This is a genomic window from Dermabacter hominis NBRC 106157, from assembly GCF_001570785.1.
Classification (GTDB): domain Bacteria; phylum Actinomycetota; class Actinomycetes; order Actinomycetales; family Dermabacteraceae; genus Dermabacter; species Dermabacter hominis.
Genome location: NZ_BCSI01000003.1, coordinates 149,914 through 160,919, shown reverse-complemented (window position 1 = coordinate 160,919; position 11,006 = coordinate 149,914). Strand labels below are relative to the sequence as shown.

Annotated in this window: 12 protein-coding genes; 3 read left to right on the top strand and 9 right to left on the bottom strand. The window is 63.5% G+C overall.

The features are described from left to right. Positions 1-154: 154 nt before the first annotated feature. Positions 155-346: a 50S ribosomal protein L28 gene (rpmB, locus tag DEHOM01_RS04900; RefSeq protein WP_016664741.1), complete on the top strand. Its 192-nt coding sequence runs from the start codon at positions 155-157 to the stop codon at positions 344-346. Between the two features lie 131 nt (positions 347-477). On the opposite strand, the gene DEHOM01_RS04895 is transcribed toward rpmB, so the two are convergent. The 3 genes from DEHOM01_RS04895 to DEHOM01_RS04885 are packed head-to-tail and all read right to left on the bottom strand — an operon-like array spanning position 478 to position 3,267. Beyond that, a complete protein-coding gene (locus tag DEHOM01_RS04895; RefSeq protein WP_369405723.1) occupies positions 478-1,128 on the bottom strand; it encodes a class I SAM-dependent DNA methyltransferase in 651 nt (216 codons plus the stop codon). Between the two features lie 18 nt (positions 1,129-1,146). Continuing rightward, on the bottom strand, positions 1,147-2,175 hold the full coding sequence (thiL, locus tag DEHOM01_RS04890) for a thiamine-phosphate kinase (RefSeq protein WP_061211757.1): 1,029 nt from the start codon (positions 2,173-2,175) through the stop codon (positions 1,147-1,149). Next, the gene (locus DEHOM01_RS04885; protein ID WP_156468303.1) at positions 2,176-3,267 is read right to left on the bottom strand and encodes a GNAT family N-acetyltransferase; all 1,092 of its coding nucleotides are present in this window, start codon (positions 3,265-3,267) and stop codon (positions 2,176-2,178) included. Positions 3,268-3,333: 66 nt separating this feature from the next. Between DEHOM01_RS04885 and DEHOM01_RS04880 the strand changes: the two genes are divergently transcribed. Further along, a complete protein-coding gene (locus tag DEHOM01_RS04880) occupies positions 3,334-3,864 on the top strand; it encodes a DUF3515 family protein (protein WP_061211841.1) in 531 nt (176 codons plus the stop codon). 3 nt (positions 3,865-3,867) lie between these two features. Here the strand turns inward: DEHOM01_RS04880 and DEHOM01_RS04875 are convergent, their stop codons facing one another. The 6 genes from DEHOM01_RS04875 to leuC form a co-directional block, all read right to left on the bottom strand. Continuing rightward, complete coding sequence (locus tag DEHOM01_RS04875) at positions 3,868-4,968, bottom strand: D-alanine--D-alanine ligase family protein (RefSeq protein WP_061211755.1); 1,101 nt, start codon at positions 4,966-4,968, stop codon at positions 3,868-3,870. A 10-nt stretch (positions 4,969-4,978) separates the two neighbouring features. Beyond that, a complete protein-coding gene (locus tag DEHOM01_RS04870; protein WP_276325412.1) occupies positions 4,979-5,998 on the bottom strand; it encodes an NAD(P)H-dependent glycerol-3-phosphate dehydrogenase in 1,020 nt (339 codons plus the stop codon). Then, positions 5,982-6,575: a hypothetical protein gene (locus DEHOM01_RS04865; protein ID WP_061211754.1), complete on the bottom strand. Its 594-nt coding sequence runs from the start codon at positions 6,573-6,575 to the stop codon at positions 5,982-5,984. Before DEHOM01_RS04865 ends, DEHOM01_RS04870 begins: the two co-directional genes overlap by 17 nt. 33 nt (positions 6,576-6,608) lie before the next feature. Then, on the bottom strand, positions 6,609-7,925 hold the full coding sequence (gene murA, locus DEHOM01_RS04860; protein ID WP_016664749.1) for a UDP-N-acetylglucosamine 1-carboxyvinyltransferase: 1,317 nt from the start codon (positions 7,923-7,925) through the stop codon (positions 6,609-6,611). Positions 7,926-8,041: 116 nt separating this feature from the next. Further along, entirely contained in the window at positions 8,042-8,653 is a 612-nt protein-coding gene (gene leuD / locus DEHOM01_RS04855) for a 3-isopropylmalate dehydratase small subunit (RefSeq protein ID WP_061211753.1), read from the bottom strand. Between the two features lie 33 nt (positions 8,654-8,686). Next, entirely contained in the window at positions 8,687-10,123 is a 1,437-nt protein-coding gene (gene leuC / locus DEHOM01_RS04850; protein WP_061211752.1) for a 3-isopropylmalate dehydratase large subunit, read from the bottom strand. 134 nt (positions 10,124-10,257) lie between these two features. Here leuC and DEHOM01_RS04845 point away from each other — a divergent pair, with 134 nt between their 5' ends. Next, the gene (locus DEHOM01_RS04845; RefSeq protein ID WP_276325411.1) at positions 10,258-10,989 is read left to right on the top strand and encodes an IclR family transcriptional regulator; all 732 of its coding nucleotides are present in this window, start codon (positions 10,258-10,260) and stop codon (positions 10,987-10,989) included. Positions 10,990-11,006: the final 17 nt, after the last annotated feature.

Here is an 11,006-nt window from a genome sequence, read left to right as displayed (position 1 = left end):
GGCTGACTACACAGGGGTTATGGAGGAATCCCTATCGCTCTTCGCGCGCGAGTGGGCTATGCTTTTGGGGTTGCCCAGCGCCACGCGGCTCGATCCGCTGCATGAGCCTCGGCGCACAAGATCAAGTACGTTAGCGATTATTCAGGAGAACACCGTGGCTTCCAAGTGTGACATTTGCGCCAAGGGCCCGAGCTTCGGCAAGAGCGTTTCCCACTCGCACCGTCGCACCTCGCGCCGCTGGAGCCCCAACATCCAGTCCGTGCGCACCGTGATCGGCGGCACCTCAAAGCGCCTCAACGTGTGCACCTCGTGCCTCAAGGCCGGCAAGGTTCAGCGCGCCGCCTGAGCATCCGGGCACTGCCCGAGCGAAAGCTTAGTAAAAGGACCTCCCCTCGGGGAGGTCCTTTTCGCATGCCCGGAAGACATCCGCAGTGGCACCACACACGAGGTACCCGGGGAAGTCCCACCGAGGTTGCTTTACGTGCCTTCGCCCTTCACCGAGATGGCAACGGCGAATCCAGGGTCATCGCTCGCCGGGCGTAAATCCCACGTCGAAAACACCTGGGGGACCTCGAAGCCCGCGGCAGCAGCATCCGCCACATAGCTCTCGAGCGAATACCCGCGGCCCGTTCCAAAACCGGTAACAAGGCGACCTCCCGGACGCAGGAGCCTTGCGAAGTTCTCGAGCACGCGGCGCCTATCGCTTTCGGCAACAAACGTGACAACATTGCCCGCCGCGACAACCACGTCGAATGTACCGAGTGAGTCCTCACCGAGAATCGCGCACGCCGCGGCAAGGTCGCCTGTAATCCAGCGGGGACCTGGCGAGGTACGCTCCGCATAGGCGACGAGGGTTGGGTCAAGGTCGATCCCCACAACGTCGTGGCCGCGACGAGCAAGCTCTGCACCGACGCGCCCGGTTCCACTCCCGGCATCGAGCACGAGGGCCCCGCGAGGCGCGAGTGCATCGATAAGTCGCGCTTCCCCATCGATGTCCTTGCCTTCGGCGCGCATCCGCTCCCAGCGCTCGATGTACCACTGGGAGTGGCCCGGATTGCGTTCGAGGTTGCGCGTCCACTGCGATTTCCCGGGAGAACCGGGCGTGGGATTCATGGGCATGATCGGCATAGAAGGCATCCATCCACCCTAAACGGAAAAATGGTCCCAGCCGTACATGGCGAGTGGCACGCCGTCGAGACGCACGTCGCCATCGCCCTCGGCAGCGCGCACGCACCCAATCTCCCGGAATGCGGCACGCACCTGAGCGTTTTCGTCCCACACCGAGCGAGGGAACGTCGCGAGCATGAGGTGTTCCTCCCCTGAGCCCAGGACCCACTCCATGGGATCGACGCCAAACACCCTGGCAAGCGGCGCGAGAAGCGCGCGATCACTCTCAAGCGCAGCCCGCGATAGATCGAGGTTTACCCCACTTGCGCGAGCGATTCGGCTCGCATCCCTCACGAGTCCATCGGAGATATCGATCATCGCGCTTGCCGAACGCCCCGCGCCCCACCCCGCTGTGAGGTCGGGTTCGGGCGCGAGGTGCCACGAGAGTGCACGGTCCGCAATGCTCGCGACGCCTTTGCCCCGAGACTCGAGGTCGGGCAGGGTGGCGTCGGACTTCCCGAGTACCTGAGCGAGCCCCGCGCTGCTGAGCCCGAGTACCTCCCCGCCGACCGCAAGAACATCCCCATCTGTCGCGCCAGAGCGCATGACTGCCGTACCCGGCCGCGCAAGTTCGCCGATCGCCGTGATCGAAACCGTGAGCTCGCGAGCGGTGCCGAGGTCCCCGCCGATCACCGACGCGCCGAGCGGGTGCGCCTCGCGCGCAATGCCCTCGGCGATGCCCTCGAGTACCGCGATCGGTGTGTCTTTGCTCGCGAGAACGGTCGTCAGCAGCCAGCGCGGCTGCGCCCCCATCGAGGCGACATCCGCGAGGTTCTGCACGGCAGCCTTGCGGCCGATGCTCACGGGATCGGAAATACCGAGAATGAAGTCGTATCCCTCGACGATCGCATCGGTCGTGAACACCAGCTCCCCGGCGGCGCGAACAACGGCGCAGTCATCGCCCGGGCCCACGATGACCGCATCATCGCGATGCTGAAAAAACGGGACGATTCGCTCGAGGATCCCCGACTCACCAAGCTCGCCGAGGCTTGTCTCGTGCTGCCGCACTCAAATCCCTCGAAGCTTTCCTTCGAAGGTGATTTCTTTCGCGACCGTGCGATAGCCAAGGCGTTCGTTGACGGCATTCATATAGGTATTGGTGTGGTTCGTGTACGTGCGCAGCACATCGACTTTTGACTCAGTTTCGGTCAGGAGGCGATGCGTCATGAGCTTAAGCGCGAGGCCAAGGTTATGCCCGCGGTGCTCGGGCATGACCAGGGTGATGGCCTGCTCGCCAAGTCGCGAACCATCCTCGCGAAACATCACGTATGACGTCCCAGCAAACGTGCCGTTCGACGCGAGGGCGACCGCCGTAAGGCGGCGATAGCCACGTTCAGCGATCCTCGCTTCGATCGCTCGGACCCGCTCCTCGTCGTACTCGGGCTTCTCAAGCGAAGAATCCTCAGTCGGGGCATCCGCGACCATCTGATTCAGCAGCACACACCACTGCTCCATGTGCTCCTCAGGGATGTCCCCTTCCCAGGTAATGATGCGGTACTTGCCAAGGGAAGCTTCGACCTCGACGTGGAGGTCCTCGACGAGATCGCGATCGAGCGGGAGCGAAACCGTGCTCACGAACTCCGTGGCGACCTTCGCGAGGCCAAGCCGGGTCGCGATCCTTGAAGCCGGAAGCTCGTTTTCCGCCTGAGTTGAATCCACGTGGGTGAGCGCATAGCCGAAAGCCTTCGGACGCTCCTCGTGCTTCATGATGTCCCGAAGAGCATCCGTGAGCATCGTGCCAATGCCTTTGCCTCGCCACGCCGGGTACACCACGAGGTCGATCTCCTGCGTATCAGTGTTCTCAGCGAGAGGGAGCTGAAGCTCGGCGAGTCCGGCGATCATGCGCGCACCTTCAAGACTCTCAACCTCGGCCACGAGTTGATAGGAACGCTTCCGATCGGTGTCCGCGTGTTCAGCACGAAGCTCGGCGGGCGTGCGACGCTCGTGGGCGCCGCAAAACTCCTCGTCAAGAACGCGGTAGAGATCCCAATATTGCTTCAGCTCCGCGTCGCTCGATTGATCGAGGAATCGCACCGTGACATGCGGCCCTTCGGGGAAAAGCTGCTCGGTGCGGGGCGTCAGTGCGTACTTCTCGCTCATGGTCACCAAGATTATCAGCTTCCGTCCAGGCACTCACGATCAAGACAGAGAGTTAGGGTGGTGTTCATGATGCATACGCCCCCGGCCCAGCCCCTGGCATGCGCGCTGCGGCGCGCGCTTGGTATCTCGCTTGCGATCGGGAGCACCCTGACACTCGCTGCGTGCGGAGCCGTCGCCGTGCCCCCGCCCGAAGCCGACGCCACCAACCCCCGCTGCGCCGAGATCATCGTGTCACTTCCCGATACCCTTGTAGGCCTCGATCGCAGCGAAACCACGGCCCAATCAACGGCCGCATGGGGTCACGGCGACAGTACGATCGTGCTTCGCTGCGGTGTAACCCCTCCCCCGCCCACGACCGATCTGTGCACCACGATCGCCGCGCGCAACGGCAAGGAGATCGACTGGATCGTGAAAGAAGACGACAAGCGCAGGATCGTCCACATGACGACCTACGGGCGAGAACCGGCAATTGACATCACCGTGCCTCGCTCGGTCGCCCCCGACCAGCCGAGCGCCGCGGCCATCGAACTCGCGAGCCTCATTGCGCAGGTCCCTCAATCGGGTGGTCGCTGCCTCGCATTCGACGACGCGCAATAGCCCCTAGCGCAGCCCTACACCACGCTCAAGGGCGTTGTCGATCAGGTGAGAGATCAGGTCGGCGTAGGAAAGCCCCATGTTCTCCCACAGCACGGGGAACATCGAGATCTGGGTGAAGCCCGGCATTGTGTTGACCTCGTTGACGATCACCTCGCCCGCCCCGGTCACGAACACATCCACGCGCGCGAGCCCCTCGAGTTCGAGGGCTTCGAACGCACGCGCGGCTACCTCTCGCACTGCCGCCACGTACCGCTCGGGAATCGCCGCGGGGATATCGATCGTGACGGTGCCCTTACCGAAATACTTCGACTCGTAGTCATAAAACGCGAGGTCCTCGCCGATGACGACCTCACCCGGAAGACTCGTGCGCGGTGCCTGTCCATTCTCCCCCTGGAGAACGCCGCATTCCACCTCGCGCCCCTCGACACCCTGCTCGATGAGTACCTTCGGGTCGAAGCGGAAGGCTTCGTCAAGCGCCGCATCGAGCTGCTCGGGGGCGTCCACTTTCGTCACGCCGAAACTCGAACCCGCGCGCGCCGGTTTGACGAACAGCGGAAAGGAAAGGCTCGATGCGCGCTCGCGCACCGCCGCTCGAGGTTCACTCGCGCGCGCGACGACGCCGCGGGCAATGTTGAGACCCGCGCCTTCGAGAATGCGCTTCGTGAAGTCCTTATCCATCGAAGCTGCGGAGGCAAGCACGCCCGACCCGACATAGGGCACATCCCAGAGCTCGAATAGTCCTTGGATCGTGCCGTCCTCGCCGTAGGGCCCGTGCAAAAGAGGAAACACCGCGTCAATATGTGCGAGGTGCTCAATACGACCGCCGTCGCGCACGACGCGAAGCTCGACCTTTCCCTGCCCAAGTCGCGACTGCTGAAGGATGATTTCGTCACCCGAATCGGGCACGTGCGGGGCGAGCCCGTTCGTGATCTGCCATTGCTCAGGATCTCCCGTGACCTCGACAAAGCGGCCATCGCTCGTAACGCCGATGGGCACAACGTCAAAACGCGAGCGGTCAATCTGGCGCAAAATACCGCCGGCGGTCACGCATGAAATGCCGTGTTCGCTCGAACGGCCGCCGAAAATCAGCGCGATGGTGTGCACGTGGGCTCCTCTATTCGAATCGGACAGAACGCGAAAGAAGTGCGCTCGTCACTTCGGCAATATTACGCCCGCGATCAACGACATCGACGAGGGCACGGGTGATGGGCAGGTCCAGCTGCGAGCGCTCGGCAAGCTCTGCTACGGCGCGGGCGGTAGGGACGCCTTCGGCGGTTTGTCCGACGCTTGCTCTGGCCTCCTCCAGACTTTGACCTTCGCCAAGGGCCTTCCCCAGTCTGAAATTCCTCGAAAGCGGAGAGGCGCACGTCGCGACGAGGTCGCCCATCCCGGCGAGCCCAGCAAACGTGGGCGTTTCCGCACCGAGGGCAACGCCGAGCCGCGTAATTTCCGCGAGGCCGCGCGTAATGAGCGATGCGCGCGTGTTATCGCCGTAGCCGAGCCCGGCGGCGGCACCCACGGCGATCGCGATGACATTCTTCATCGCGCCCGCAACCTCGACGCCCGTCACATCGCGGCTCACGTAGGCGCGGAAATAGGGCGCCGCACACCACGAGGCCACTTCTCTGGCTGTTTCCTCGCTCGCTGAGGCGATAACCGAGGCGCACGGTTGCTCGCGGGCGATCTCCCGCGCGAGGTTCGGGCCCGACAGCACCGCGATGCGGCTCTCACTAATGCCGCCGGTTGTCGCAAGAATCTGTGACATGCGCTCGTCGCTGCCGCGCTCGATGCCTTTGATGAGCGAGACGACGGGCAGGTGGGCAATGGATGGCCAGGCCGCGAGATTCGCACGCAAGGACTGGGCGGGAACGGCGAGGACGATGCCACGTGCCCCTTGGATAACGTCCTCGGTATCGCTCGAAGCCCAGACGGAGGCGGGAAGCTTTAGACCGGGAACGTAGCTCTCGTTCTCGTGGTTGTCGTTGATCTGCGAAGCGAGTTCCGCTCGGCGCGCCCACAGGCGCACGCGATTGCCACCGCGCGCGAGCATGTGCGAGAAAACCGTGCCCCACGATCCTGCGCCGAGAACCGCGATGTGGCCCTCGCTCTCGCCCGCCCTACTTCGAGCGTTCACCGTTGCCTGAGGGGAGCTGCCGGTTGCGACGGATACCGCGCGTCAATCCCGCGCGACGCGCCCGAGGCGAGGTGAGACGCGCTGTTTCGCGCCGCCTGAGCGTGGCAGGGGCGCGTTTGGCGAGCGTGTGAATCGCCGATGCGTGCATCATTCGTCGCGGGCCAAAGGTGAGGCGACCGCGGATCGTACGGTACTTGACCGCGGTCGTGATCCGCACGAGCTCACCACCGGGCTCGACGGCAACGCCGATGCGGATCATGAGCGAGGGCGTGTCGTCGATAATGAGAGCCTCAGAGCCCACAACCTCGCTCACATAGCGTTCGCGTTCGGGCGGCGGCACGAGGTCGAAAAGGCGAATGGCCTCATCCCGTACGGCCCGGGCACCACGCGAGGTCAGCGTCGCGTTCTCATGAGAGAAAATCGCCTCGGCCCACACGCGCGGATCCGGTTCATCAACGCCCTTGGTTGGCACAATCACGACATCGCAATAGTCCGGAAGCGGAATATCGCGAAGTGCGAGAGACGTGTACCGCTCGTGCGACGCACCGGTCGCGTGCGTCGAGGGATTCTCTGTCACCGTTGGCTCCTTACCTCGAACGTTGATTCGTTCTCACTCTTCCCAGAAATCGGCACCGAGCTTCGTGAGCTTGTCCCTGAAGGATTCGTAGCCACGATCGATGAGGTCGATGCCGTGGATCTGCGAGACGCCGTCAGCCCCGAGTGCCGCGATCAGGTAGCTGAACCCGCCGCGCAGGTCCGGGACCGTGATCTCGGCACCCTCAAGCGGGCGCGGCCCGTTCACAACCGCCGAGTGATTGTAGTTGCGCTGACCGAAGCGGCAGCGGGAGCCGCCGAGGCACTCGCGATACACCTGGATCTGCGCGCCCATGTCATTGAGCGCGCTCGTGAAGCCAAGGCGATTCTCGTACACGGTCTCGTGGACGATCGAAATACCGTTGGCCTGAGTCAACAACACGACGAGGGGCTGTTGCCAGTCCGTCATGAAGCCAGGGTGGACGTCGGTCTCGATCGCTGCCGAGGAGAGGCCCTTACCCGTGTCGTAGAACCGAATCCCGTCATCGTGAATATCGACGCCGGCACCGATCTTGCGCAGCACGTTGAGGAAGGTGCCCATCGCCTTCTGCTCGGCCCCGCGGACGAATACGTCGCCGTGAGTCACGAGGGCAGCGCAGGCCCAGCTCGCCGCCTCGATGCGGTCGGGAATGCAGCGGTGACGGTAGCCATTGAGCTTCTCGACGCCCTCGATCACGATTGTGCGATCGGTACGCAGCGAAATGATCGCGCCCATCTTTTGCAAAACGGCGATGAGATCCTCGATCTCGGGCTCGACGGCCGCGTTCTCGAGTTCAGTGATGCCCTTCGCCCGTACTGCCGTGAGGAGCACCTGCTCGGTCGCACCAACACTCGGGTACTCGAGGCGGATTTTTGCACCACGAAGACCATCCGGTGCCGTGATGTAAATGCCGTGCTCGCGCTTATCAACACGCGCACCGAAATTGCGCAGCACGTCGAGGTGATAGTTGATCGGGCGCGTGCCGATGCGGCAACCGCCCAGATCGGGGATCACGGCCTCACCGAGGCGGTGCAAAAGCGGGCCGCAGAAGAGGATCGGGATGCGCGAGCTTCCCGCGTGAGCGTCGATGTCCGCCACGTGCGCACGCTCGACGTTCGACGGGTCCATGCGGAGGGTTCCCGCTTCCGTATCGCGCTCGATTTTTACGCCGTGCACGCGAAGAAGCTCGCTCACGATCCTCACATCACTGATGTCGGGGACACTCGTGAGGAAGCTTTCGGTCTCACCGAGAAGTGCGGCGACCATGGCCTTCGAGACCAGGTTCTTTGCACCGCGAACGGTGATCTCACCCTCGAGCGGCTTCCCGCCGCGCACATAGAAGCTTGAGGTCATAGTGGAGTTGATTCCTTTTCCGGGACGAGCCCACAGGTAACCGTCTCACCATACCGAACGGCGCTTTGAAAAGAACTGCACACGCGCCGGTGTACGCCGAGGGCGCAAAAGCTCCGCTACTGGGAGTCGACAGTGCGCGCGGGAAGCGTCTTCGGGAGCCAGGAGGGCCGACGCTTTTCAAACTCCGCGATGTCTGCTTCGTGCCGCATCGTGAGCCCAACGTCATCGAGGCCCTCCATGAGACGCCAACGGGTGTAGTCGTCGATTTCGAACGAGAAGGTCGAATCGGCCACCTCAACCACTCGATTTTCGAGATCGACGGTGATGTCGGTTCCCGGCGCGTTCTCGAGGATCTTCCAGATCTGCTCGATATCCGACTGCGAGAGAACTGCGGCAACGAGGCCCTGCTTACCGGCGTTGCCTCGGAAAATATCCGCAAATCGGCTCGAAAGTACCGCTTTGAAACCGTAGTCGCGAAGCGCCCACACGGCATGCTCGCGCGAAGAACCGGTGCCAAACTCTTCGCCTGCGACGAGAACGGAGCCTCGCGAGTAGGGCTCACGGTTGAGCACAAAATCTGGATCCTGGCGCCACGCGCTAAAGAGACCGTCATCGAAACCCGTCTTCGTCACGCGCTTGAGGTACACAGCGGGGATGATTTGGTCGGTATCGACGTTGGAGCGTCGCAGCGGAACACCGATACCCGTGTGCGAAGTGAACTTTTCCATGGTGTGAGTCCTTTCCCAGCGTCCTCGCGGCCCTCAGGCACGCACCGAGGCGTCGGTTTGTTCGAGATTGTCGAGGTCAGCGGGTGATGAAAGGGTTCCGCGCACGGCCGTCGCGGCCGCGACGACGGGCGACACGAGGTGGGTGCGCCCACCCTTGCCCTGGCGCCCCTCGAAGTTGCGGTTCGAGGTCGAGGCGGAGCGCTCCCCCGGGGCGAGCTGGTCGGGGTTCATGCCAAGGCACATCGAGCATCCCGCGTTTCGCCACTCGGCGCCAAAGGCCAGGATCTCCTTGTCGAGTCCTTCGGCTTCGGCCTGGAGTCGCACGCGCGCCGAGCCGGGAACGACGAGAACACGAACATTCGGATCCTTCGTGCGGCCTCGGATCACATCGGTGAAAGCGCGTAGGTCTTCGATTCGACCGTTCGTGCACGAGCCCATAAAGACCGTGTCGACGCGAATGTCCTTGAGTGCGGTCCCGGGCTCGAGGTCCATGTATTCGAGCGCGCGCTCGCACGCGGCTTTCGCGTTGTCGTCGGCGAAGTCCTCTGGGGCGGGAACGGCGCCCGAGAGCGGCAGGCCTTGACCGGGGTTCGTGCCCCACGTGACGAATGGCTCGAATTCGTCGGCGTTGATCACAACTTCGGCATCGAAGGTCGCGTCGTCGTCGCTCCTGAGGCTCTTCCAGTACTCGACCGCTTCGTCCCACGCCTCCCCCGTCGGCGCGTGGGGGCGTCCCTTGACATACTCAAAGGTCGTCTCGTCGGGAGCGATCATGCCGGCCCGGGCACCCGCTTCGATAGACATGTTGCAGATCGTCATGCGCCCCTCCATGGAGAGGTTTCGGATGGCTTCTCCGCGGTATTCGAGCACGTATCCCTGCCCGCCACCGGTACCGATCTTCGCGATGACCGCAAGGATGATGTCTTTAGCGCTCACGCCCGGTTTAAGCGATCCTTCGACCGTAATCGCCATGGTCTTGAAGGGCTTGAGGGGCAGGGTCTGCGTTGCGAGGACGTGCTCAACCTCGGAGGTACCGATGCCGAAGGCAAGCGCGCCGAATGCACCGTGGGTCGAGGTGTGCGAGTCGCCACACACGACCGTGATTCCCGGCATCGTGAGGCCGAGCTGCGGCCCCACGACGTGGACGATGCCCTGGTCAACGTCGCCGAGCGAGTGGATACGCACGCCGAATTCCTCGGCATTGGCACGCAGAGTGTTGATCTGGGTGCGGCTTGTGAGGTCGGCAATTGGTTTGTCGATATCGACGGTCGGCGTGTTGTGATCCTCCGTCGCGAGGGTTTGGTCAACGCGGCGCGGCGAGCGCCCCTCGAGCCGCAGCCCCTCGAATGCCTGCGGGGAGGTCACCTCGTGAAGCAGGTGAAGGTCAATGTACAGGAGGTCCGGCTCTCCGCCTTCGCCCTTGCGGACTACGTGGTCTTGCCAAACCTTTTCCGCGAGAGTTCCCGCCATTTGAGTGACTCCTCGATCGTCGTCTCCCCGCGTCGCTCCTTTGCGTGAAGCGCACAGCTCGTTGGCACCAAGTTTCGCGAAAGCTCAGTGGCGAAGCGCTCGCATTTCACATCGCGAGACGATAGTCTTATTCCATGAACATTCAGATCGAAGAGGGAAGCGGCGTCGGTGTAATCGACAAAGCCGCCACGGTACTCGGCGCACTTGAAGCGGGGCCCGCAACGCTCGCCACTCTCGTGAGCACAACCGGGCTCGCCCGACCGACGGCTCACCGGCTCGCGGTCGCGCTCGAACACCACAGGCTCGTCGCGCGCGATATCCAAGGTCGCTTCATCCTCGGGCCTCGCCTGACGGAACTCGCCGCCGCCGCTGGTGAGGACCGCCTCCTCGCCTCCGCCGGCCCCGTTCTTGCCGAGCTCAGGGACCGCTCCGGAGAATCGGCGCAGCTCTATCGCCGCCAAGCCGAACACCGCGTATGCGTCGCGACGGCCGAGCGCCCAAGCGGCCTGCGCGATACCGTCCCACTAGGCTCAACGCTCACGATGCGAGCCGGTTCCGCCGCACAGATTCTTCTCGCTTGGGAAGAGCCCGACCGCCTCCACCGCGGGCTCCACGGAGCACGCTTCACAGCCTCAATGCTGTCGGCCGTGCGCAGACGGGGGTGGGCGCAAAGCGTCGGCGAACGCGAATCGGGCGTTGCCTCCGTGAGTGCGCCGGTTCGAGGCCCGAGCGACCGCGTCATTGCCGCCCTCTCAATCTCGGGCCCGATCGACCGCATGACGCGACAGCCCGGAAAAATCCACGCTACTCTCGTCATGAGCTACGCGGAAAAACTTAGCGAACTCGTGTGCCAGAGCGGCCACTAGAAGTCCACTTGACGGGC